Source organism: Bradyrhizobium sp. HKCCYLS3077, from assembly GCF_051167555.1.
GTDB lineage: Bacteria > Pseudomonadota > Alphaproteobacteria > Rhizobiales > Xanthobacteraceae > Bradyrhizobium.
This window is the reverse complement of sequence record NZ_JBNPTH010000009.1, coordinates 152,230-176,106: the sequence shown is the minus strand read 5'-3', so window position 1 is coordinate 176,106 and position 23,877 is coordinate 152,230. Positions and strand designations below refer to the sequence as shown.

The 23,877-nt window shown below is 65.4% G+C and carries 19 protein-coding genes and 1 pseudogene; 11 read left to right on the top strand and 9 right to left on the bottom strand.

Annotated features, from left to right (window positions below; translation table 11 throughout):
- Positions 1 to 77 precede the first annotated feature (77 nt).
- From ACQR0Z_RS30965 to ACQR0Z_RS30955, 3 genes are all read left to right on the top strand, one after another.
- A complete protein-coding gene (locus tag ACQR0Z_RS30965; RefSeq protein ID WP_434876870.1) occupies positions 78 to 491 on the top strand; it encodes a response regulator transcription factor in 414 nt (137 codons plus the stop codon).
- Positions 488 to 1,135: a response regulator transcription factor gene (locus ACQR0Z_RS30960; RefSeq protein ID WP_434876871.1), complete on the top strand. Its 648-nt coding sequence runs from the start codon at positions 488 to 490 to the stop codon at positions 1,133 to 1,135. Before ACQR0Z_RS30965 ends, ACQR0Z_RS30960 begins: the two co-directional genes overlap by 4 nt.
- A gap of 154 nt (positions 1,136 to 1,289) precedes the next feature.
- Positions 1,290 to 1,805, top strand: a complete 516-nt coding sequence (locus ACQR0Z_RS30955; protein WP_434876872.1) for a Dps family protein — start codon at positions 1,290 to 1,292, stop codon at positions 1,803 to 1,805.
- Positions 1,806 to 1,849: 44 nt separating this feature from the next.
- Here the strand turns inward: ACQR0Z_RS30955 and ACQR0Z_RS30950 are convergent, their stop codons facing one another.
- From ACQR0Z_RS30950 to ACQR0Z_RS30915, 8 genes and pseudogenes are all read right to left on the bottom strand, one after another.
- Entirely contained in the window at positions 1,850 to 2,680 is an 831-nt protein-coding gene (locus ACQR0Z_RS30950) for a sensor histidine kinase (RefSeq protein WP_434876873.1), read from the bottom strand.
- A gap of 147 nt (positions 2,681 to 2,827) precedes the next feature.
- Positions 2,828 to 3,736: a helix-turn-helix domain-containing protein gene (locus ACQR0Z_RS30945; RefSeq protein ID WP_434876874.1), complete on the bottom strand. Its 909-nt coding sequence runs from the start codon at positions 3,734 to 3,736 to the stop codon at positions 2,828 to 2,830.
- Between the two features lie 37 nt (positions 3,737 to 3,773).
- On the bottom strand, positions 3,774 to 4,760 hold the full coding sequence (locus ACQR0Z_RS30940; RefSeq protein ID WP_434921155.1) for an RNA polymerase factor sigma-32: 987 nt from the start codon (positions 4,758 to 4,760) through the stop codon (positions 3,774 to 3,776).
- 243 nt (positions 4,761 to 5,003) lie between these two features.
- Positions 5,004 to 6,140 (bottom strand): oxalate decarboxylase family bicupin, encoded by a 1,137-nt coding sequence (locus tag ACQR0Z_RS30935; protein ID WP_434921154.1) that lies wholly within the window; start codon positions 6,138 to 6,140, stop codon positions 5,004 to 5,006.
- A gap of 174 nt (positions 6,141 to 6,314) precedes the next feature.
- Positions 6,315 to 6,755 (bottom strand): fluoride efflux transporter FluC, encoded by a 441-nt coding sequence (locus tag ACQR0Z_RS30930; protein ID WP_434921153.1) that lies wholly within the window; start codon positions 6,753 to 6,755, stop codon positions 6,315 to 6,317.
- Positions 6,756 to 6,757: 2 nt separating this feature from the next.
- Positions 6,758 to 7,158 (bottom strand): annotated as a pseudogene (gene crcB / locus ACQR0Z_RS30925) (fluoride efflux transporter CrcB).
- A 48-nt stretch (positions 7,159 to 7,206) separates the two neighbouring features.
- The gene (locus ACQR0Z_RS30920) at positions 7,207 to 10,392 is read right to left on the bottom strand and encodes an efflux RND transporter permease subunit (RefSeq protein ID WP_434921152.1); all 3,186 of its coding nucleotides are present in this window, start codon (positions 10,390 to 10,392) and stop codon (positions 7,207 to 7,209) included.
- Positions 10,389 to 11,564 carry an efflux RND transporter periplasmic adaptor subunit gene (locus ACQR0Z_RS30915; RefSeq protein ID WP_434921151.1) on the bottom strand — a complete coding sequence of 392 codons (1,176 nt, stop codon included), beginning with the start codon at positions 11,562 to 11,564 and terminating at the stop codon, positions 10,389 to 10,391. Before ACQR0Z_RS30915 ends, ACQR0Z_RS30920 begins: the two co-directional genes overlap by 4 nt.
- Before the next feature lie 269 nt (positions 11,565 to 11,833).
- Between ACQR0Z_RS30915 and poxB the strand changes: the two genes are divergently transcribed.
- From poxB to ACQR0Z_RS30880, 7 genes are all read left to right on the top strand, one after another.
- Positions 11,834 to 13,564, top strand: a complete 1,731-nt coding sequence (gene poxB, locus ACQR0Z_RS30910; protein ID WP_434921150.1) for a ubiquinone-dependent pyruvate dehydrogenase — start codon at positions 11,834 to 11,836, stop codon at positions 13,562 to 13,564.
- A 274-nt stretch (positions 13,565 to 13,838) separates the two neighbouring features.
- Positions 13,839 to 16,193 (top strand): FdhF/YdeP family oxidoreductase, encoded by a 2,355-nt coding sequence (locus tag ACQR0Z_RS30905; RefSeq protein ID WP_434921149.1) that lies wholly within the window; start codon positions 13,839 to 13,841, stop codon positions 16,191 to 16,193.
- A gap of 57 nt (positions 16,194 to 16,250) precedes the next feature.
- Complete coding sequence (locus tag ACQR0Z_RS30900; RefSeq protein WP_434921148.1) at positions 16,251 to 17,648, top strand: cytochrome ubiquinol oxidase subunit I; 1,398 nt, start codon at positions 16,251 to 16,253, stop codon at positions 17,646 to 17,648.
- On the top strand, positions 17,645 to 18,670 hold the full coding sequence (locus ACQR0Z_RS30895) for a cytochrome d ubiquinol oxidase subunit II (RefSeq protein ID WP_434921147.1): 1,026 nt from the start codon (positions 17,645 to 17,647) through the stop codon (positions 18,668 to 18,670). Before ACQR0Z_RS30900 ends, ACQR0Z_RS30895 begins: the two co-directional genes overlap by 4 nt.
- Positions 18,671 to 18,844: 174 nt before the next feature.
- A complete protein-coding gene (locus ACQR0Z_RS30890; protein ID WP_434857446.1) occupies positions 18,845 to 19,216 on the top strand; it encodes a hypothetical protein in 372 nt (123 codons plus the stop codon).
- A gap of 337 nt (positions 19,217 to 19,553) precedes the next feature.
- Positions 19,554 to 20,168 (top strand): helix-turn-helix domain-containing protein, encoded by a 615-nt coding sequence (locus tag ACQR0Z_RS30885; protein ID WP_434921146.1) that lies wholly within the window; start codon positions 19,554 to 19,556, stop codon positions 20,166 to 20,168.
- Positions 20,169 to 20,301: 133 nt separating this feature from the next.
- Positions 20,302 to 20,970: a sensor histidine kinase gene (locus tag ACQR0Z_RS30880; protein ID WP_434921145.1), complete on the top strand. Its 669-nt coding sequence runs from the start codon at positions 20,302 to 20,304 to the stop codon at positions 20,968 to 20,970.
- A 362-nt stretch (positions 20,971 to 21,332) separates the two neighbouring features.
- Here ACQR0Z_RS30880 and ACQR0Z_RS30875 read toward each other — a convergent pair whose 3' ends face one another.
- Complete coding sequence (locus tag ACQR0Z_RS30875; protein ID WP_434876886.1) at positions 21,333 to 21,560, bottom strand: DUF3551 domain-containing protein; 228 nt, start codon at positions 21,558 to 21,560, stop codon at positions 21,333 to 21,335.
- A gap of 268 nt (positions 21,561 to 21,828) precedes the next feature.
- Here ACQR0Z_RS30875 and ACQR0Z_RS30870 point away from each other — a divergent pair, with 268 nt between their 5' ends.
- The gene (locus ACQR0Z_RS30870) at positions 21,829 to 23,868 is read left to right on the top strand and encodes an FUSC family protein (protein WP_434921144.1); all 2,040 of its coding nucleotides are present in this window, start codon (positions 21,829 to 21,831) and stop codon (positions 23,866 to 23,868) included.
- Positions 23,869 to 23,877 lie beyond the last annotated feature (9 nt).

Here is a 23,877-nt window from a genome sequence, read left to right as displayed (position 1 = left end):
CTTGATATGATGGGCTCCGGCGGGGGAAGCCGTCATACCATGATGGGCTGGGCACGCGGATGCGGCAGGAGACAAGATTGGCGCAGGCAATGACCATCTGCATCGTGGACGACGATGATGACGTGCGGGAAAGCATCTCCAGCTTCCTCCGCTCGGTCGGGCTGCGGGTCGCCGGTTTTGCCAATGCCGAGATGTTCCTGTCGTCCGCGACCATCGCTGACGCTGCCTGCTTGATCACGGATCTGCACATGCCCGGGATGACCGGGCTGGGGCTGCATCGCGAGCTGTTGCGCCGCGGCATCCGGATGCCGGTGATCGTGATGACGGCCTATTCGACGCCGGAGGCCCGCGCGGAAGCCGATCATCTCGGCGCGGCCGGGTTCGTCGAGAAGCCGGTCGATCCCGAACTCCTGCTGCAGGACGTCGAGGCGATCCTGCGGCAGGCCACGGCCGGCGAGGACCGGCCGGATCCATCGGGCCCGGCGTCATGACGCGGCCGCCGAACGGGCAGGAGCTGCCGCTGATCTGCGTCGTCGACGACGACGAAGACGTTCGCAATTCCCTCAGCAGCCTGCTGCGCTCGGCCGGCTACCGGGTGAGCGTGTTCGCCGGGCCGGCCGAATTTCTCGCCTCCGATGCCGGCGACGCCGCATCCTGCCTGATCCTCGATATCCGGCTCGGTGAAGCCGATGGCCTCGAATTCCAGCAGGAGCTGGTCGCCAGCGACGCGGCGATCCCGATCATCCTGATCTCCGGGCATGGCGACATTCCCATGACCGTCAGGGCGATGAAGGCGGGCGCGGTCAACTTCCTGCCGAAACCGTTCGACGACACCGCGCTGCTGGACTCCGTCGGCGAGGCCGTCTCGCGGGCACGGGAGCGCCGCAGCGAGGCCGATCGCGAGAACAGCGTCCGCGTGCGCTGGGACGCGCTGACCTCGCGCGAGCGCGAGGTCATGCAGCTCGTCACCGCCGGGCTGATGAACAAGCAGGTGGCCTGGGAGCTGTCGCTCAGCGAGATCACCGTCAAGATCCACCGCGGCAACATGATGCGCAAGATGCAGGCGAAGTCGCTCGCCGAGCTGGTGCGCATGGCGGACCTGCTCGGTGTTCGCGCGGAGCGCCGCGAGGCCTGAGGCCATCACGCCGATCGTGGATTGCGACGCCGCCGGCGTGCGTTTGCGCAAACGTCCGTGCGGATCGGATACGGCCGCGCCGTGCTCATGCCTAGATCGACGGGAGCGCCGCGCGTGCCGCCCCGCCGATCTCCATCATGAAGGACCTGAAGTCATGCCATCGCCCGTCCGCCCCGACCTCGCCAGCCCGACCGACCTGTCGTCCGATGCGACGCGCGACATCACCGCGGCGCTGCGCGCGCTGCTGGCCGATGTTTTCGCGATCTACCTCAAGACCAAGAATTTTCACTGGCACATGTCCGGTCCGCATTTCCGCGACTATCATCTGATGCTCGACGAGCAGTCGGACCAGATCTTCGCCATGACCGATCCGCTTGCCGAGCGCGCGCGGAAGCTCGGCGGGATGGCGCTTCGCTCGATCGGACAGATCGTCCGCAGCCAGCGCATCGCCGACAATGACGCCGATTACGTCGATCCGCTGGACATGCTGGCCGAGCTGCGCAGCGACAATCAGCAGCTGACGCGCGAGCTGCGCCGCGTGCACGAGCTCTGCGATGAGCATGGCGACGTCGCGACCGCGAGCCTGATCGAGAACTGGATCGACGACGCCGAGCGCCGCGTCTGGTTCCTCTACGAAGCCGGCCGCACCGGCCACAATTCGCGGGGGTGACTGAGATCGAACACGTTGCCTTCAACGCCTTGCGGGCAAGCCGTTCAATCCGCCGATCCGAGCTCGAACGACAGCGTGCTGCCGCCCCCGGGCTCGGATTGCGCGATCAGCTGCCCGCCATGCGCCTCGACGATCGCGCGCGCGATCGTCAGGCCGAGGCCGGTCCGGTCGGGCCGGGTGGAAAACAACGGATCGAACGCGGCGTCGCGCACCTCCGCGGCCATCCCCGCGCCGCTGTCGGCGATGCTGCAGCGGACGGTGTCGCCAAGGTCGGAGATCGCGATCGTGAGCACCCGGTCGCCGGCCGCATCGGCCATCGCGTCGATGGCGTTGGCGACGAGGCTGAGCAGAACCTGCTGCAACTGCTCGCGATCGGCGCGCACATGTTTCGGCGTCGCAGGGACTCCGCGGTCGACCACGATCCGGTGCCGCGCGAGATCCTTGGCGACGCTCCGCAAGACCGCGTCCAGCGCATCCTCGATCAGCACGGCAGCCAGTGCGGGACTCTCGTGAGCGGCGACCGTTCGCAGCGAGCGGGCGATTCGCGTCGCGCGCAGCGCGGAGTCGCGGATGCGTTCCAGGCCGCGGATCGCCTCGGCAATGTCGGCCTGGGGACGCCTGAGCCAGCGCAGCGCAGCCTCGGCGTCGAACACCAGGCTGGTCAGGGGATGCTGGAGCTCACGCGAGATATGAGCGGCGTAGTGGTGCAGGGCCGCGGTCGCATCGGTCGCACCGGCCCGGCGCTCGCCGTCGCGCGCATCATCGGAGCGGCGGTCAGCCGTCGGCGCGCATGGGCCGGGCGGGTTCGTGCCGTCGGACCAGCGCCCGGACAGCCCGCTGGGCATCTGCCGGGCGGAAATGGGCGCGTCTCGCATCCATGGGCTCCTTTTCTGCTTGAGGGGCGAGGCTCCGGCTCAGCCGCTCACCCATCCTCGGCGATGACGATGGCCCGCCCTGAGGTCCTGCGTCTTGAACGAATTGCCGATTGCTGGACTGAAATCGGAGCGGTTTGGCCGGCGGGGTCAGCGCCGCAATTGATCCCGCCAGGCTCTCGGCGTCGCGCCGGTTTCGCGCGAGAACACGCGGGTGAAATGGCTCTGGTCGGCAAAGCCGCAGGCCATCGCCACATCCGCCAGCGACAGCCGCCCCTCGGCCATCAGCTGCTTGGCCTGCTCGACCCGCATCTTGAGCAGCCAGCGATGCGGCGTCGTGCCGGTCGCCTCGGCGAACTGACGCGCGAAATAGCTCGGCGTCAGTCCGCATTCGGCCGCGATCTCCGCGATCGAGATGTCGCCGTTCAGGCGGCTCGCGATCAAATCCTTGGCCCGCCGCAGGCGCCATCCCGCAAGTCCCTTGGCGACCGCCCGGGGCTCGATCGCGACCCCATAGGTGCCCGCGATGTGGCTGCACAGCGCGATCATGGTGTGATCGAGGAACAGCTGGTTGACCTCCGCCGGCCGGTCGAGCGCGGGCAGCATCGCCAGCCCCAGATGCATCAGGACCGGATCGAAGAAGCCGTGGCCGCTCTCGACGCGCAATTCGTCGGCCGCCGACATGCCGCCGGCGGCGGCGAGGTCTGCGAAATAGCGTCGCGGAATATGAAAGTGAACGAAGTCGAACGGATCCTCCAGCTTGGCGTCGACGCCGTTCCGGAGATCGAAGAACACGCTGTGATTCCGCAGCAGGTTCGTCTGCGGCGTGTTGCGGCCGCCGAGCCAGAGCTCTCCCTTCTGGTAGTCGATCAGCTCCAGCGAGAAGGCATAGCCCTCCTCGGGAGGAACATGCTCGACGAATCCGAAGCCCGGCCCGGCGATCACGCGCGCGACCGTGATGTCGTTGTTCGAGCGTCCCTTCACCAGGAGCGAGCTCACCGAGCTCTGGCCGCGCCAATGCTCGTCCAATCGCGTGCCGTACAGTTCGGCGTTGGTCATCCCGACCCTCTCTGCCGCTCGCCTTCGGGCGGCAAGCTCATATCGTTGCGTGTGCCGCGCCGCTCGCTGGCATCTGGCCGAGCGGCACCGGGAACGCCTTTAACGATCGATGGCCGTCACGCAAGGCCGCCGACGCAGCGCAGGTCCGGCGGGCGGCGGTGGCGACCTTTGCAAACGCCCGTGCTTCGATTTGCCGCGCCCGCTCCGCCGAGATCAACAGCTTCTGGCCGATCGCCTCGAAGCTCGTCGGACGCTCGCCGAGATGCCGCGCCGAGAAGATATAGCGCTCGCGCGCATCGAGCTGCACCAGCGCCTCCTGCAAGGCGCCACGCCGGCGATCGAGCTCGTCGTGGCCCGCTAGGATGGCCTCGGCATTGGGCGTGTCGTCGGCGATCAGGTCCTGCCACTCGCCGCTCTCGTCGAGATCGGACAGCGGCGCATTCAGCGACAGATCGCCGGACAGGCGCTGCTCCATCTCCATCACGTCGCGCAGCGGGACCTCGAGCGTCGTCGAGATCTCCTCCGCCAGCTCCTTCGTCAGGGCGCCGTGGTGCTCGGGCCGGATGCGCCGAAGCTCACCGCGCAGCCGGAAGAACAGCTTCTTCTGTGCCGGCGTGCGGCCGATGCGGACCAGCGACCAGGACCGCACGACATAGTCGTAGATCGCCGACTTGATCCACCAGACGGCGCAGGTCGCAAAGCGCGCGCCACGATCGGGATCGAACTTGTCGAGCGCCATCATCAGCCCGACATTGGCCTCTGCGATCAGGTCGCCAAGCGGGAAACCGTAGCGCCTGTAGTCACGGGCCAGCTTCGCCGCCAGCCGGAGATGGCTCGTGACCAGCGCATCCGCCGCGGCGCGATCGCGCTGCGTCAGCCAGCGCTGCCACAGCCTCGCTTCCTCGTCCTTCTCCAGCATGGGATAGCGCTGGATCGCGCGCATGTAGTCGTGCTCGTCGAAGGACGCGAGGCTGGTGTAGGCCGGTGCAGGGGCAGGAGCAGGGGAGGGAAGTGATGAGGCCATGAGACTCTCCACGGGTGGCGTTGTACTCTGTCGTAGAGGTAGCGAGGCCTTTCCCGAGAGAACATTAAATCTAGGTGTTAGGCGGCCAGCCGGAGTGACAAGGTGTGGCGCGGATCGCGCCGGCTTGCTTCTCATCAAGGGGCCAAATGCCTGTTTTGTGTGCGGCCTTGCCTCGCACAACCGTGCGGAGATGACGCTTGCGCGCAGTCGCCTGCACGCAAGCGGTGGGCCGGGCGGAGGACGTCAGCGCACCACGCCGCGGGGATTCGGATCGAGGGCGGCCATCGCGACGTCATCGAGTTCGAGATGGCCGCGAACCAGGTCCGGCGGGGTCAGCGCCAGCCACTGGTTTAGGGGGACGTCCTTGAACCGCGGCGTGTTGAAGACATTCAACACCCGGACCGGCGTCGTGCCGATGTTCTCGATGTAGTGCGCGAGCGTCTTCGGCACATAACCGACGTCGCCGGCGCGATAGTTGAACGTCCGCGCCTTGGAGGTGGCGTCGAACACCGTCATGCGCGCTTCGCCCTGGATGTAGTACTGCCACTCGTCGGCGTCGGGATGCCAATGGATCTCGCGCAGCGCGCCGGGCTCGAGATCGATGATCAGCGCCGCCATGTTGGTGACCGGAAAATTCCTGACATCGATGACCGTGGTGCGGCCGCCGTCCCACTGTGTCGGCCTGAGGTCCCCGCGGTGGATCGTGAACGGCATTGCGGGCCGGGTCTTCGGCAGCCTGGCGAGCACGTCGTGGAGCGGCGGCGGCACCGGCAGCGGAAAGATGTACTTCTCCTTCGCCGGGAGGTTGGAGAAATGCTGCGCGGCGACTCCGAAGTTCTTGGCGACGACCTCGATCGGCATATGCGCCATCAGCTCGGTAACCAGCAGCGTCTCGTTCTCGGAGAAATTGCCGTCGTCGAACACCAGCAGGAATTCGCAGCCTTCCGCCAGCGCCTGAATGGAGTGAGGCGTGCCGGAGGGAAACAGCCAGATGTCGCCGGCCTCGAGATCGTCGACATAGACCCCGCGATCGGGATCGACGGCGGTGACGCGGCAGTGGCCTTCGAGCACGTAGCCCCACTCGGCCTCCTTGTGCCAATGCAGTTCGCGGACCACGCCGCGGCCGAGCCGCATGTCGACGCCGGCCATGCCCTTGGCCGCCGGCAGTTCGCGCACCGTGACCTCGCGCGCCCAGCCACCCGCTTCCAGACGATTATGCGCCAGGCCGAAGGAGAATTTCAGATTCGGGATCGAGCCGTTGTCGGTCGGCGGCGGACGCAGGATATCCGGGTTCTGCCGGTCGAGCTCAACGTTGCGCGGACCGGGATCGCTTGCGCCGTAAGCGCCGCGAATGGGTTGAAGATCGGCTGATGTCGGCATTGAAATTCTCCGCTGCGGTTCGTCTCGGGGATCGAGGTGCATCGCGCCCTCGTTCGAAAGCGCATGACCGAGATGATGAGAATCGGCGGAGCGCGGTTTTCCGATTGCACGCCCGAGCCTGGAAAGCTCACGGCGCTCGAAGCACGCGGACCTCTTTTCGACGCAGGCGGACGATCAAGACAGCGCGCGGCACTCTTCGACAGCAGCGGGCGGGGTTGGGCGGCTAAATCGTCGGCCAAGTCGATATCCGCATGCGGCTGCCAGCAACGACATCGCGACGACGCCGGACACATAGGCGGCGCCACGACACGCATGATGATCGAGAATGATTATGAACGTCTCCCAGCTCATCAGCGAGCGTGTCGTGTAGCCTCCGCAGAACCCGGCCATGACGAACTGACGTGAGACCTCGCCCCTCGGAAAGGGGCCGCGCGAGTCGGTGAGCACAGCATACAGGGCGATGATGAACGAGCCGGCGACGTTGACGAAGGCCGTCGCCAGGAGGTCGCCGCCCCACAGCTCCGCCATGAGCGACGTCGTGCCGTAGCGTGACAGCGTACCCAGCGCGCCTCCAAGACCCACGGCCATGCAGAGGACGAGGCGCGAGGCCGGCATTGTCACGCTCCTAGACCCGCGACAGCAATCGTGCCGAAATAGCCGACCGCCACCGCGGCCAGACAGAGCACGGTCGATGCAATCACGTTGAGCGCCGCAAGCCCGGTGCGGTGGTCCAAAACGAGATTGACGGTTTGAAGACTGAACGACGAGCGGTGGTGTACCCGCCGAGCACGCCCGTGATGACCAGGTCATGCGTGGAGGCGCCGGCAAACACGCCGCCATGGACGCGCGCCAAAGCAACGACCATGCCGATGAGCAGGGCGCCGGTGACATTGACGACCAGCGTGCCCCAGGGGAACGTCGTGCCCCATCGCAGCGCTATGCCGTCCGACACGATGAAACGGGAGGCTCCGCCGATGGCGCCGCCGAGGCCGACGAGAAGATACGCCTCGATCGGGATTGTCTGCACGCGCGTTGATCCTCGATCGGGGACGACTTTTTGACGGCCCTAGGACGCGACGGCTTGCTTGAGCCTGCCAGGCTCCGGCGTGTCATCGCCCCCTGGGATTGCCTGTGCCGGAGCAGACTCTGCGCCGGCATCGGGCCGGCTTGGCGTCGATGGGCGCAGCCGGCTTAGCCAATCGCCGAGGGCATCGAGATAAAGGTAGACCACCGGCGTCGTGTACAGCGTCAGGATTTGCGACAGCAGGAGGCCGCCGACGATGGTATAGCCCAGCGGCTGACGCAGCTCCGATCCGGTCCCGGTCCCGAGCATCAAGGGCAGGCCACCGAGCAGCGCCGCCGTCGTCGTCATCAGGATCGGCCGGAAGCGCAAGGTGCAGGCCTGATAGATCGCGTCCGGTGCCGACAGTCCCTGGGTGCGCCGGACATCGAGCGCGAAGTCGACCAGCATGATGCCGTTCTTCTTGACGATTCCGATCAGCAGGATGATGCCGATCAAGGCGATCACGCTGAGGTCCATCTTCACCGCCATCAGCAGCAGCAGCGCGCCGATGCCCGCCGACGGCAAGGTCGAGAGAATGGTGATCGGGTGAATCAGGCTCTCATAGAGCACGCCGAGGATGATGTAGATGACGATCAGCGCGACGCCGATCAGCAGCGGCGTGCCGGACAGCGACATCTGAAACGCCTGGGCATTGCCCTGGAATGAGGTCGCTAGCGACCTTGGCTTTCCCGACGCCTGCTCGAACGCCTTGATCGCCGCGACCGCGTCGCCGAGCGCCACACCCGGTTTCAGATTGAAGGAGAGCGTGACCGAGGGAAACATGCTCTGGTGATTGACGAGGATCGCAGACGGCACGATCTTGCTCTTCACCAAGGTGCTGAGCGGCACCTGCTGTCCGCCGGACGATGGCAGGTAGATCTGATTCAGCGCGTCGGGGCCATATTGGAAGCGCGGATCGACCTCCAGGATCACGTGATACTGGTTCAGCGATGTGAACATGGTGGAGACGATGCGCTGGCCGAAGGCGTCGTTCAGCGTATTGTCGATCGTCGACGGCAGGATGCCGTAGCTCGACGCCACCTCGCGATCCACCGTAACATCGAGACGCGGCCCGGCATTGCCCTGATCGCTGGCGACGTCGGTGATCCCCGGGATCTGCTTCAGTCGGTCGAGATAGATCGACGCCCAATGGGCCAGCTCGGCCGAGTCCGCATCGGTGAGCGTGTACTGATACTGCGTCTTGGAGAGACGCGCGCCGATGGTGATGTCCTGTGCCGACTGCATGTAGAGCGCGATGCCCTGGATGCGCGCGAGCTCCGGCTTGAGCCGGGCGATGATCTGGTCGGCGCTGACGCCGCGCTCGGCGCGCGGTTTCAGGATTACGAAGAAGCGACCCTGGTTCAGGGTTGCGGTCGGTCCTCCCGGACCGATGTAGCTCGCGACCGATTGCACCGCCGGATCCTTCAACAGAACGCCGGCGATCGCCTGCTGGCGCTCCGACATGGCCGGAAACGAGATGTCCTGAGATGCTTCGGTGATGCCTACGATCTGGCCGGTGTCTTCCTGCGGAAAGAAGCCCTTCGGGATCGCGGTGTAGAGATAGAGGGTCAGCGCAATGGTCGAGAGCATCACCAGCAGCGTCGAGAGACGATGCCGGAGCACGACATTCAAGCCGCGCGCATACAGCGCCAGGAGAGAATCGAACGCCCGTTCGGACAGCAGATAGAGCCGTCCGTGCCGCGTGCGGCTCTCATCTTTCAACAGGCGCGCGCACATCATCGGGGTCAGCGTCAGGGAGATGACGAGCGACAGGATTAGCGAGGCGGTGATGGTGACGGCGAACTCCTGGAACAGCTTGCCGACATAGCCGCCCATCAGAAACAACGGAATGAAAACGGCGATCAGAGACAGCGTGATGGAGATGATGGTGAAGCCGATTTCGGCCGATCCCTTGACGGCCGCCTCCATCGGAGAAAGTCCGTTCTCGATATGGCGGACGATGTTCTCGATCACCACGACGGCATCGTCCACGACGAAGCCCACCGCGATCGACAGTGCCATCAGCGAAAGATTGTCCAGGCTGTAGCCGAGCACGTAGAGGATTGCGAACGTGCCGACCAGCGACAGCGGCACGGTCACCGCGGGAATGACGGTGGCCCAGAGGTTGCGCAGGAACAGGAAGATGACCATGACGACGAGGCCGATGGTCAAAAGCAGGGTATGCTGCACGTCCGAGACCGCGGCGCGGATGGTCAGCGTCCGGTCGGCGGCGACCGAGACCTTGATGGCCGGAGGCAGCGAGGCCTGAAGCTGCGGCAACAGCGTCTTGATCCGGTCGACGGTCTCGATGACGTTGGCGCCGGGCACGCGCTGAATGGCCAGGATGATCGCGCGATCCCTGTTGTACCAGCCGGCGAGCAGATCGTTCTCGGGCCCTGCCACGGCCTTGCCTATGTCGCGGATTCGCACCGGTGCGCCGTTGCGATAGGCGATGATCAGCGAGTCATATTGCTCCGGCTTGAGCAGCTGGTCGTTGGTGTTGAGCGTATAGGTGACGCGGGGGCTGTTGAGGGTGCCCTTCGGCAGGTCGACATTGGCGCCGGCGATAACGCTCCGAACGTCCTCGAGCGCCAGGCCACGGGCCGCCAGCGCTTCGGGATTGACCTGGATGCGGATGGCCGGCTTCTGCTGGCCGCCAAGACCGACCAGGCCGACGCCCGGGATCTGCGAGATCTTCGGCAGCAGGATGTTCTCGGCATAGGCATCGACGGTGGTGAGCGGCAGCGAGTCCGACGTCAGCGCGAGCAGCATGACGGGCGTCTCCGCCGGGTTCACCTTCCGGATCGTCGGCGGATAGGGAATGTTCTGCGGCAGGAATGGACTTGCGGCGTTGATGGCCGCCAGCACGTCCACCGCGGCGCTGTCCACGGTGCGAGAGAGGTCGAACTGCACGATCAGCTGGGCCACGCCGAGCGCGCTCGACGACGTCAGTTGAACAACGCCCGGGATCTGGCTGAGTTGCTGCTCCAGCGGCGTTGCGATCGACGAGGCGATCGTCTGCGGATCGGCGCCTGGGAGCTGGGCAGAGATCTGGATGGTCGGGTAGTTGACGTTCGGCAGCGCGCCGACCGGCAGCAGCCTGTAGGTGGAAAGCCCGCATAACAGCAGGCCCAGCATCAAGAGCGACGTCGCGATCGGCCGGCTGATGAAAGGGGCTGAGAGGTTCATGGAAGGGCATCCTGGACCGCGCTCTGCAGTTCGGCTTCGCGCGCGGCCTTGCCGTGCAATGGCTGCACGGCGCTGCCGTCCTTGAGACGGGATTGCCCGTCGACCACGACCGTCTCATCGCCCGAAAGGCCGCTGTCGATCAGCGCCTGGCCCTGGCTGATCTGGGTGACCGTGACGGGGCGCAACTGAGCCGTGCCCGAGGCTGTGACGACATAGACGTAGGAACCGCTCGGACCTTGCTGCACGGCGGAGCCGGCGACGGTGAGGCTGTTCTTCCGCGTCGTCAGCAGCAGATTGACGGTGACCAATTGGCCTGGCCATAGGCGGTGCTGCGCATTTGGAAACTCGGCCTTCAGCTCGACGGTGCCGGTCCCCTGCGCGATCTGGTTGTTCACCAGCAGCAGCTTTCCTTCGTCGAGCCTGGTCTTGCCGTCCTGGCTGTCGGCGATGACCTTCAGCGGACCCTGGGCCATCTGACCCTGGATCTGCGGCAGATCAGTCTCGGGAAGCGCGAAAGTGACGGAGATCGGCTCGATCTGGGTCACGACGACCAGTCCGTTGGGATCAGTCGGATGGATGATGTTGCCGACGTCGATCTGCCGCAGGCCGGTGATGCCGGGGATTGCCGACGTCAGTCGCGTATAGCCGAGCTGGATGCTGGCCTGGTCGATGAGCGCCTGGTCCGCCTTCACCGTTGCCTGCAGCTGCGCGACCTGCGTCTGTTGATTTTCGAGCAGCTGTGCCGTGGCAAAGCCCTTGTCGCCTAGCTCAGTGTCGCGCTTGAGATTGGCCAAGGCATTGGTGAGCTGCGCAGCGTCGCGGTCGCGATTGGCGCTGAGCTGAGCGATCTCCGCCTGATACGGACGCGGATCGATCTGCGCCAGAAGCTGACCTGCCTTGACGAATTGTCCCTCCGTGAAGTTGATCCCGGTGAGCTGGCCCTGGATCTGGCTGCGGACCACATCGGTGTTGTCAGCGACGACGGTCCCGATGCCGCGCAGATAGATCGGCACGTCGTCGCGGGCGACCTTGGCTGCGATCACCGGCACCGGAGCGGGCGGCACGGCGACAACGGCGGATGCGCCAAGTGAGTCGCCGGATGTCGCGAACCACAGGCCTCCACCCGTTGCTGAGGCGGCCAGCACCGCGGCGATTATGATCGTATTGCGCATGGTCAGGATGTCCTTGAGCTAGAGGCCGGCTGTTGCGGCCTCTTCCTATGCGTGAGAGCTGGATCGAGAGGTGAAGCGGCGGCGTCAGGCGACGTTTCGAGAACGCACGGTGCGGGGGGGCCAGATGTTCTACGAGGGGGCAGCCGGTTCGAACGCCGAGAAAGAGGGCTTGGGAAATCGCGACGGACTTTCCACCTGCCGACAGGTTCGGCCCCAGGCGATGCCGCCGAAGGCCAACGACGTCATGACCAGTCGAAGGAGCAGGGCGCATGCCCAATGTTGCGGATCGTATTGTCGAAACTCTTCACACGGCCGGAGTCCGGCGCATCTTCGGCGTGGTCGGAGACAGCCTCAACGGGCTGACGGAAGCGCTGCGCGAGCACGGCGGAATCCAATGGGTGCATGTCCGCCACGAAGAGGTTGCGGCCTTCGCTGCGGCCGGTGAATCCCAGGTCACCGGAGAGCTCGCCGTCTGCGCGGGCTCCTGCGGCCCGGGGAATCTGCACCTGATCAACGGCCTCTACGATGCGCAGCGGACACGGACGCCGGTGCTGGCCATCGCGGCGCAGATCCCTTCGGCGGAGATCGGCGGCGGCTACTTCCAGGAGACGCATCCGCAGAACCTGTTTCGCGAATGCAGCGTGTACTGCGAGCTGGTGTCCGACCCCGGGCAGTTCGACTACGTCATGGAGAACGCGATCCGCGCGGCGGTGGGTCGCCGCGGCGTCGCCGTCGTGGTCATACCGGGCGATGTCGCGTTGCGTGAAGCGTCCAAGCGGCGCGTGTCGCCGGCTGCGGGCCTGCTGCCGCCGGCGCCGCTGGTGACGCCCGCCGAGCAGGAGCTCGACGCGCTCGCCACGCTGCTGAACGACGCCGGCAAGGTCACGCTGTTCTGCGGCCGCGGCTGCGCCGGCGCGCATGCTCCGTTGATGGCGCTGGCGGAAGCCCTCAAGAGCCCGATCGTGCACGCGCTCGGCGGCAAGGACTATGTCGAATACGACAACCCCTACGACGTCGGTATGACCGGGTTCATCGGCTTCCCCTCGGGCTATCAAGCGATGCATGCCTGCGACGTGCTGCTGATGCTGGGAACGGACTTTCCCTACAAGCAATTCCTGCCGAGCCACGTGCGCATCGCGCAGGTCGACATCCGCGCCGAAAACCTCGGCCGTCGCTGCAAGCTGGAGCTCGGCCTGGTCGGCGGTGTCCGCGAGACCATCGAGGCCCTGCTGCCGAAGCTGGTCACGAAGACCGACCGCGGTCACCTCGACCATAGCGTCGCCCACTACGTCGCCTCCCGAAAAGGCCTCGACGAGTTGGCGAAGGGGACACCCGGCCGCAGGCCGATCCATCCGCAATATCTCGCGAAGCTGATCAGCGACACCGCCGCCGAGGATGCAGTGTTCAGCTTCGACGTGGGAACGCCGACGATCTGGGCGGCGCGTTACCTGAAGATGAATGGTCGCCGCCGCCTCGTCGGCTCGCTCGTGCATGGCTCGATGGCCAATGCGCTGCCGCAGGCGATCGGCGTGCAGGCGGCTCAGCCGGATCGCCAGGTGATCTCGCTGTCCGGCGACGGCGGTTTCACCATGCTGATGGGAGACCTGATCACGCTGAAGCAGATGAAGCTGCCGGTGAAGGTCATCATCTTCAACAACGGCGTCCTCGGCTTCGTCGCGCTGGAAATGAAGGCTGCGGGCTTCGTCGAGCTCGGCACGGATCTGGAAAATCCCGACTTCGCGGCGATGGCGCGCGCGATGGGAATTCATGGCGTGCGGGTCGAGGATCCCGACGAGCTGCCAGCCTGTCTCGCCGAGGTCCTTGCGCATGACGGTCCCGCGGTCCTGGACGTCGTCACGGCCAAGCAGGAGCTGTCGATGCCTCCGACCATCGGCGCCGAGCAGGTCAAGGGCTTCAGCCTGTGGCTGATCCGTGCGGTGATGAGCGGGCGCGGCGACGAAGTGATCGATCTCGCCAAGCAGAACCTGTTGCCCCGCTAGACGGCTACGTCCGCACGAGGAGGACGCGCCATCGTTCGAGCGGCGCGTCTTCGTCTGTCCGGGGCTCGAGCCTCGGGCCGATGCGATGCTCGGACAAGCGGTTCGCAAGACATCATGCGAAATGAAAACGCATCCGCCGCGAGATCTCCATCTGACGAGAGGCGGGCAACGCGTGGAAGCGCCCGCGATGGCGAGGTGTCCAGTCCGGCGAACGAAATGATGGCGCAGCCGTCATGCGCTCGCCGGCCCGTCGACAAATGTGCGGAGGCCGACCATGATGAAGCAGCGCCCGGATGGAATTCGCGACTACGAGGATCCCGCGGGAGGATGGGGCGCACTGAAGGCGCTGGCCTCGGCTCTCAAGCAGCAGCAGCTTCTCGTCGAGGGCATTCCGACGCTCCTGAAGCAGAACCAGCCGGGCGGCTTCGACTGTCCCGGCTGTGCCTGGCCGGATCCGAAGCACACTTCCGCGTTCGAGTTCTGCGAGAACGGCGCCAAAGCGGTGACCTGGGAGTCCACGCCCAAGCGCGTGGGCCCCGACTTCTTTGCGCAGCATACGCTCGCGTCGCTGTGGACGCGCTCGGACTACTGGCTCGAGGACCAGGGGCGGCTGACGCATCCGCTGCGCTACGACGCCGCGACGGATCGCTACGAACCGGTCGCGTGGCAGGCCGCGTTCGACGATATCGCCGGCAGGCTCAATGCGCTCGACCATCCCGACCAGCTCGAGCTCTATACGTCGGGACGGGCCTCGAACGAGGCGGCCTTCCTGTTCCAGCTGTTCGGCCGGCAGTTCGGGACCAACAACTTTCCGGATTGTTCGAACATGTGCCATGAGCCGACCTCGGTCGGCCTTCCGCGCTCGATCGGTGTCGGCAAGGGCACGGTCACCCTCGACGACTTCGACAAGGCCGAGCTCATCATCTCGATCGGGCACAATCCCGGCACCAATCATCCGCGGATGATGACGCCGCTGCGCAACGCCTCGCGTCGCGGCGCCAAGATCATCGTGCTCAATCCGCTGCGCGAACGGGCGCTGGAGCGCTTCGAGGCGCCGCAGGCGCCGATCGAGATGGCAACGACCTCGTCGACGCCGATCGCCTCGCGCTATCTCCAAGTCAAGGTCGGAGGCGACGCCGCTGCCCTGAAGGGGATTTGCAAGGCGCTGGTCGCCAAGGACGAGGCGGCACGCGCCGCGGATCGGGCGTCGTTGCTCGATCACCCGTTCATCGCCGGCCACACCGCCGGGTTCGAGGCGTTCTCCGCCGATCTCGCAAGTTGCAGCTGGGGCGCGATCGAGCGCGCCAGCGGATTGTCACGCGCCGATCTCGAGGCGATCGCGGACGACTACGCCGCCTCGAACAGCACGATCGTCTGCTACGGCATGGGAATCACCCAGCACGTCACCGGTACTGCCAACGTGCAGCAGATCGCCAATCTGCTGCTGCTGAAGGGCAATATCGGCAAGCCGGGTGCGGGGATCTGTCCGCTGCGCGGACATTCCAACGTCCAGGGCGATCGCACCGTCGGCATCACCGAGCGGCCTTCGACCGAATTCCTCGATCGCCTCCGGGACGTGTTCGGCTTCGAGCCGCCGCGCGCCTTCGGCCATTCGGTGGTCGACAGCATCGCCGCGATGCGCGAGGGCCGCGCCAAGGCGGTGATCTGTCTGGGGGGTAATCTGGCGATGGCCGCATCCGACCCGCAGGCCTGCTTCAAGGGATTCCGCCAGCTCGACCTCGCGGTGCACCTCGCGACCAAGCTCAATCGCACGCATCTGCTGGCCGCGAGGGCGACCTATCTCTTCCCGGTGCTCGGCCGAACCGACAACGACCTCCAGGTGTCCGGCCGCCAGGCGCTCACCGTCGAGGACTCGATGTCGATGGTGCACGCCTCGCGTGGCTTTCTCACCCCGCCCAGCGACCAGGTGCGCTCCGAACCGGCGATCCTTGCCGGCATTGCCAAGGCGACCCTCGCGGGCAGGTCGCGCGTCGACTGGGAGGCGCTCGCCGGCAACTACGATCTGATCCGCGATGCGATCGAGCAGGTGTTCCCGGAGTTCGAGGCCTACAACGATCGCATCCGCAAACCCGGTGGATTTCAGCTGCCGAATGCAGCGGCGATGCGGATCTGGAACACGCCCAACGGCAGGGCAAATTTCGCGATATTCGCCGGTGTCGAGGAGGACGCGACCAGTGCGGATCCCGAAGTGCTGCGGCTCACCTCGCTGCGTGCGCACGATCAGTACAACACGACCATCTATGGCCTCAACGACCGTTACCGCGGCGTGTTCGGCCGTCGCGACGTGCTGTTCGCGAACCCGCGGGAACTGGAGCGGCTCGGCTTCGTGGAGGGCGATGTGGTCGACGTGGTCACCGCGCTCGACTTCGCACGGCCCGATCGCATCGTGCAGGGATTGACCCTCGTCAGCCACGATCTGCCCGACGGATGCTGTGCGTCCTACTACCCCGAGATCCAGCCGCTGGTGGCGCTCGAATTCCGCGATCCCGACTGCCTGACGCCGTCCTACAAATCGATCCCCGTCAAGATCATGAGGGCCCAGGCGCCGCTGGCAGGGGATCGCGCCGTGACGCGCGACGGCATCGTCGGCCGCCGTCCCGACCCATGAAGACGCGGCGCCTGCGCTCCGTTCCCTCCTTCTCGCATGAACTGAACAGGATCAAACATGGATCAGTTGCTTCTCTCACGGCTGCAGTTCGCGTTTACGATCGGCTATCACATCCTGTGGCCGGCCTTCACGATCGGGATCGCGTGGTTCATCGTCGTCTTGAGCGCGCTGTGGCTGCGCACGCACAATCCCGTCTATCGGCATCTGGTGCGGTTCTGGACCAAGGTGTTCGCGCTCGCCTTCGGCATGGGCGTGGTCACCGGCGTCGTCATCTCCTATCAGCTCGGGCTGAACTGGTCCGGCTACGCGCGGGCGACGGCCGACGTGATCGGACCATTGTTCGTGCTGGAGGTGCTCACGGCCTTCTTCCTCGAAGCCGGATTCATCGGCGTGATGCTCTATGGCGAGGAGAGGGTCGGGGAGAAGCTGCACTTCGCGGCCTGCCTGATCGTCGCGATCGGCACGGTGATTTCAGCATTCTGGATCGTGTCGGCGAATTCCTGGATGCAGACGCCGACCGCCTTCACGCTCGCCTCCGACGGCCGCTTCGTCGCGACCGACTTCTGGGGCGTGGTGCTGAACCCGTCGATGCCGTACCGGCTAGCGCATATGCTCACGGCGAGCTTCATCACCGGCGGCTTCGTCGTGGTCGGCGTATCCGCGTTCTGGCTCTGGCGGGGGCGTCCCGCCGATCAGCCGGCGGCTCGCAAGGCCTTTTCGGTGTGCCTCGGCCTGATGGCGGTGCTCGTTCCCGCGCAGATGCTGATCGGCGACCAGCATGGCCTGAACACCCGCAAATATCAGCCGATGAAGCTCGCCGCCATCGAGGCGCGCTGGGAGACGGCGCGGCGCGTCCCGATCAACGTCATCGCCTGGCCGGATGAGAAGGCCGAGCGCAACGAATACGCGCTCGAGATTCCGCTGCTCGGCAGTCTCATCCTGACGCATTCGCTGGATGGCGAGGTCAAGGGATTGAAGGAGGTGCCGGCATCGGAGCGCCCGCCCGTGCTTCCTGTATTTCTGGCGTTCCGGGTCATGGTCGGCTGCGGCATGCTGCTGCTCGCCGTCGCCTTCACCGGACTCTATCTGCGCTGGCGCGGACGGCTGTTCACAGCGCGCTGGTACCAATATGTCTGCATGGGCTGCATTCCGCTCGGTTTCATCGCCACGCTTGCCGGCTGGGTGGTCACGGAGGTCGGACGGCAGCCCTATGTGATCTACGGCCAGTTCCGCACGGCCCAGGCGGTGTCGCCGATCGCGACCGGCGCCGTCGCAAGCTCGATGGCGATCGCCTTCGTCCTCTACAATCTGCTGCTGCTCGGCTTCTTCTGGTACGCGGGCCGGCTGGCCTGGCGGGGCCCGATGAGCGGATTGCCGACACATCCGGCCGTGCCATTGGCGACGGTGGCCGCGGCGCTCGGACAGCTTCCTCGAACCGCTGAAGGTGCGAAATGAGCATGCTCTCCAACTTCGACTTTGCCGCGTTCTTCGCGGTCAGCGCGGCGGTCGTGATCGGCCTCTACGTGGTGCTGGATGGCGTCGACCTCGGCGTTGGCATCCTGTTTCCCTTTGCGCCGCGCGCCTCCGATCGCGACGTGATGATGTCGACGCTCGAACCGTTCTGGGACGGCAACGAGACCTGGCTGGTGCTCGGCGGCATGGTGCTGCTGGCCGCATTTCCCCTTGCATTTGCGATCCTGCTCCCGGCCTTCTACGTGCCGCTGTGCCTGATGCTGTTCGGGCTGGTGATCCGCGGCGTCGCGTTCGAATTCCGCTCTCAGGGTGGCCGGCTGGAAGTCGTCTGGTCGGCGACCTTCGCGGTCGGCTCGTTCATCGCCGCGTTCTGCCAGGGAGCCGTGCTCGGCGCCTTCGTCGGACGCAGCATCACGGTGTCGAATGGCGCGTTCGCGGGCGGGCCGTTCGACTGGCTCGGACTGTTTTCGATTGCGACCGGGCTCGGGGTGGTCGCTGCCTACGGCCTGCTGGGGGCTTGCTGGCTGGTCTGGAAGACCGGCGGGTCGACGCAGAATTTCGGCCGGGAATTGATGCTGCCGACGTTGGTGGGCTCCGGCGCCGCCATTCTGCTCATCAGCCTTTGGACGCCGTTCGCGAAGCCGGAGATTGCCGGGCGCTGGTTTGCGTGGCCGAATCTCCTGTGGCTGGCGCCGCTGCCGATCATTGCGGTGGTCACCTGGTTCGGCGTCCTGCTGACGCGCTGGAGCGAGCGCGAATGGGCGCCGCTGGCGCTGTCGTTGCTGCTGTTCGTCACCTCGCTCGCCGGGCTCGGCGCCAGCGTGTGGCCGGAGGCCATCCCGGGCGTGATGACCATCTGGCAGGCCTCCTCGATGCAACGGACGCAGCACATCGTCGCGGGCGCCATCGTCGTGATCCTGCCGGTCATTCTGGCCTATATCGGCTACGGCTATTGGCTGTTTCGCGGCAAGAGCAAGCCGTCGCCGGATTTCCCGCAGAGCTGAGATCGTGCTGACATCGAAATTCAACACGTTCGTGGAAGATGATCGGTCGGTTCTCGTCGAACTGACTGATCGTCTTGATCACGACACGCGCGAACGGCCGTGGCAACACCCACTCAAGGGAGGCACCCGGCCAGCGGCCGCGGCCCCGTCTTTAGCCAAACAAGGAGTTTCGCTGTGACCCGGACAGTGACCATCGCTGCAATTCTGATCGTGTCCATCGCCGAATCTGGTCCGGCGCCGGCCAGCCAATGTGCCGGCTCGATTGCGATGCTGCAGTCGAACATCGACGCGGCCATCGAGGCGCGCTCGCTGACGCAGCCGTGGCGACCGGAGAGCCTGTCGGCCCTGCGCGGCCATCAGCCGACGCCACGGTCTCTGGCCGTTGCAGAAGACGATCCTGGACTGGTGCAGGCGCTCGGCGCGCTAAATCGCGCGCGCGATGCCGATCGTGCCGGCGACATCAATCGATGCAATCGCGAGATCGCGAGCGTGAGTGCAGCCCTGCGGCACAATGTCGACATGCCGACCGCGGGCTCGAGCCGTTAAGCCTTCGCATACCTGCGTATGATGTCGGCTCGGCCTTGTTCTCCATATAGGACGGATACGCACGTGCGACGTGTGACCGTCAATGTGGAGGTCAGTGTTGTCGTATCCGTCTTGGCAGGTCGCCGACGAATCAGGTCCCGGCAGGGCGGGTTGCGTCCAGCATCGAGCCGAAGCCCCTGATCAGCCGGACCATGAGCGGGCATCCGCGCCGTCTCAGAAGGTCGATTTCAAGAGCATCGCCGCATCGATCAGTATCGTCACCGGCGTAGATGCCGCAGCCACGGCGGCTGCGCAGGGATGGCGACACCGTGCTGCGAACGGCGGCCAAGAGACTCTCTTGAGCTTCCCGGATGTCGCGCATCGATCCTCCCACGACGGCCACCGCGTCTCCGCCGATCAAGATCCGGTCGCGACCAGACTCTCGGAGGCGCTCGCGGCCGCGGAGCGCGACCCCTCGGAGTTCTCTGCGCTCTATGCCGACGCGGTTCGGCTCGTCGCCATGGTCCGTCTCCTCAGCATCGACGGGCAAGTCGAGCCGATCCAGCAGCTGCGGCCGCCGGGGAGCGCCGGGCTTCCGAAATGGCGCCTCAGGCGGGTCTGCGATTACATTGCCGCGCATCTCGGAGAGAAAGTGACATTGGTCGACATGGCGGCTGCGGCGCGATTGAGCAGGATGCATTTCGCTGCGCTGTTCCTCAAGTCGACCGGCATGCGACCGCATCAATATCTCCTGCAGCGGCGCATTGCTGCGGCAAAGGACCTTCTCAAGGAGACAGAGCTGCCGATCGTCCAGGTCGCGATCCAAGTCGGCTTCCAGACGCAGGCGCACTTCACCACCGTGTTCAAGAAGGTCACGGGCGCGACACCGGCAAAATGGCGGGACGCCGTGACGCTGCATGGCTTGGGGGATGAGCGGGGCGCTGCGCCTGTTGAGAACAGCTTGGGCAGCTGAGCCTGTCTCTGCCGGCAAGCTGCAAGCGGCGTCGGCCAGCGTGCGAGTGAAAGGAGCTGATTTAACACCAGAGTACAGTGTCGGTTGCCGGATCGGATTGGCATAGTCGTGCCACCCATGTGGAGATAGGCAAATGATCTACGAGCGTCCGGTCGACAATTGCATGTCGAAGCTCCCGATGCCTCTGTTCGCTTCCGAAGCGAACGCCGAAAGTCATCACCGCATCGCCAACAGTCTTCAGCTGGTGGCGTCCATGATCTCGCTGGAGAGCACGCAGATCCATGATGACCGGGCGCGGCACAGCTTGAAGATGGCGGGCGTGAGAATCCAGGCGATCGCAGGCGTGCATCGCAGGCTCTATTCCGCCCCCGAAGTCGACTGCCTCGACCTCGCCAGCTACCTGACGTCCTTAATCGAGGAGCTCGGGCCTCTCTGCCTGCCGTCTCTGAATTCGGGGAAGCTGGTCGCCGATCTGCGTCCCGTGACAGTCAGACCGGAAACGGCGACGAGCCTTGGCCTCATCGTTGCCGAGGCTGTCGTGAATGCCTGCAAGTACGCCTACAGTGACGGCCGACGGGGCGATATCGTGATTCAGGTCACCCGCGCGACGGCCGATCACGGCCGCTTGTCGATCAGCGATACTGGGCGTGGCATGCCGGCCGGCGCTCGCGCGTTGACCTCCGGCTTTGGCGGCCGGGTGATCGACCTAGCGGCGGAGCGGATCGGTGCCAGCATCTGTTATGAGGACAATCGGCCTGGAACACGGCTCGTTGTCCAGTTTCCGGCTCATCCTCCCATCTGACCTTCGCCGCGGTGGTGAGACCCTACGACGCGGCGCGGCGGATCAGTCCGAGAGGCAGGTGTTTGGAGACATGCGAACCGGCGTCGATGTGCGGGCCCGGGCGATGCGCTGAGGCCGAGGTTTGCTTCGGAAAATAAAAGTGCAGGCCGGGGAGCAGTCGAGCGACGTTGCTGAACCAGGATCAGGCATTGCGCATATCTGGCGGCTCGGTGAAATAGTCGAGACGACTTCGGCGCCGCGGCAAATGAGCCATTGCTGAGATCAGCTCGGCCGATTTGACAATCGCCCGGATTGGGCTCGGGCATACAAGGAAAGCGGGAGCGCCGATGAGCTCGGCGCGTCCCGGATGCGTCTCGAGTGGCTCAGTGCGCCGTCGCCGGATGGGCCTTGGCGAACAGCAGATCCGGATTGGCGGTGCATTCTCCACCGGCGCCCGACGCGCTCGCCCGGCACTGCGCCAGCGTCTGGTACTCGCACTCGAGGCTGTTCGCCGAACCGTAGTCGACGCACCATTTGTTGGACGCAGCGGAGGCCGCAGTCGCCGTCAACATTCCGACGCCCACAATCGACAACACCAAGAGCTTCTTCATCGTTCGATCCTCGTGCAACCGGCAACCATTTGCCGTGCCGTATCACTTGCGTGGCGGTCTCGCTTATCGTTTTCAAATGTCATGACAGTCTTCGAATTCGAACGGCCGGGCAGGCAAACGAAGGTTTGTCCAGCCTCTCCTCAGCCATGGCCGCAAGGGAGCTCCGTTCATCGTTCTCGTGAAGCGATGTCGGTAAACCTTGGTATGATGGAGGTCGTTCGTCCCTGAAGCCATGTGGATTGCGTTCAGCGTCAGGGGTGCGCCCGATATGACTGCATCGTATGAAGACGGTCGCGGTGGTCGACTGAATTGGCGGGGCTTGCGGAACGCAACGCTGGCGTGGTTTCAACCGCTTGGGCCGCGGATCCTGTTCGGTCTGCGCCTGGCTGCGTCGGTCTGTTTGGCTCTGTTCATCACCTATTATCTCGAGCTGCAGAATGCGTTCTGGGCTGCAACGACGGCTGCCATCGTCTGCCAGCCGAATCTTGGTGCCTCCATTCAGAAGGGACGTTTTCGAGCGATCGGCTCCGGCATCGGCGCCGTGGTCATCGTGGCGCTGCTTGCGATCTGTCCTCAGCAGCGCGAGCCGATGCTGTTGCTGCTGGCCGTATTCTGCGGCGCATGCGCGGCGGCGGCAACCCTGCTGCGCAATCTGGCTGCCTACGCCGCCGCCTTGGCGGGCATCACCGGCGCGGTCATCTTCGCCGACACCGTGACCGATCCATCCTCCGCCGCATTCCTGGCCATCGTCCGCGTCGGAGAGATCTGTATCGGCGTGGGCGCCGCGTGTCTTGTGGCCCTGCTGACTGATCGTGGGACTGCGGGACGGCTCCTCTCTCAGACCGTCTCTCGAATCTCGGTGAAGCTGTTTCGCGGCTTCTCCGCGGATGTTGCGTCCGGGTCGGTGACAGGGAGAGGGCGTGCCGAACGCATCGAGATCGCGCGGCAGCTGGGTCCCTTGAACCTTGCGATCGACGCGGCGGTGGGGGAGCAGTCGCTCGTTGGCGATCGCGGCCAGCTGCGCAGGATTCCGATGAAGCTGCTGGATGCGCTGACGAACTGGCGCAACGCCGCCCACGGTCACGACGAAGCTGCATCGATGGTCGGCCGGGGAGAGCTCCTGGAGGTGCTCGGGACAATTGACACCGCGCGGCTCGAAAGCGATCCGGCTGGATTGCGAAGGGACTGCCAGGCCGCCCTTGCTGAGATCGACGGGTTGCGCAACCGCCATGCCGTGAGTGCATCGCTGTCGGACGCAGCGGCAGCCATCCTGCGGAGCCTCGAGGCGTCAGCCGATGGCGTGCTGGCAAGAGGCTCGCTGATCGGAACGGGGCGCGCAGGCTGGCCGGCTTTTCCGGTGATCGCCGATCCGCTTCCGGCTCTCGTCAACGGCGCCCGGACCGCGGCGGCCGTGATGTGCACCGCCTGGTTCTGGGTGGTCACGGCGTGGCCCTCGGGTCCGTTCGCGATCGTTTTCGCCGTGATCGCGACGTTGATCTTTGCGTCGTTCGGAGACTTGGCGCGCGATCTCGCACGGGACTATACGATCGGGGTCACGCTGATGGCCGTCGTGGGTGGCGTGCTCTATTTCGGAGTGTTGCCCGCTTTCTCCAGTTTCGCCGCGCTGATCAGTGTGTTGTCGGTGCTGTTCGTCTGGCTTGGCGCGATGCAGGCGGGACAGTGGCATAGCGTTGTCTTCCTTGCGATGACGATCTCGTCGCTGCCGCTGCTCGGAGTCGGCAATCCGATCGTCTACGACGCGGCCGCATACTTCAATCTCGCGCTGGCGATCGTGACGGGGAGTGCGGTGGGCGCGCTGTTCTTTGTCGCGATGCCTGTCATACCACCAGTGGTTCGCGCGCGGCGGCTCATCGCTCTGTCGGCGCGAGACCTTCGTCGTCTGATGGCCGGCGCGTGGACGCCGGATCGACGCCGCTGGACCGCGATCATGGCGCGACGCATCGAGGTGCTTCCACTGCAAGCCGCGGTGGAGGATGCCGCTGACCTGCTTGCGCTCTATGCGGTGGGCCGGGCAGCCTTGCGGCTGGAGCAGGCGGCCCCGGACGTCCGCACACAGCGAGCGGTTCGGACCGCGCTGAAGGCGTTCGCCGAGGGCCGGCCATTCGCGGCGCGATCCATGCTCGTGTCATGGTGTCGCGAGAACCGGGCCGTCGACGCTACGAATGACGAAGCGCGGATCGTGTGCCAATCGGACGCCGCTGTCATCATCGATGCGATCGACAATCATGCAGGATTGCTGGCGGAGCCGCTCCGCTTCTGGCAGCTCCCCGGCACGGCGTTCAAGTGAGGTTCAGAC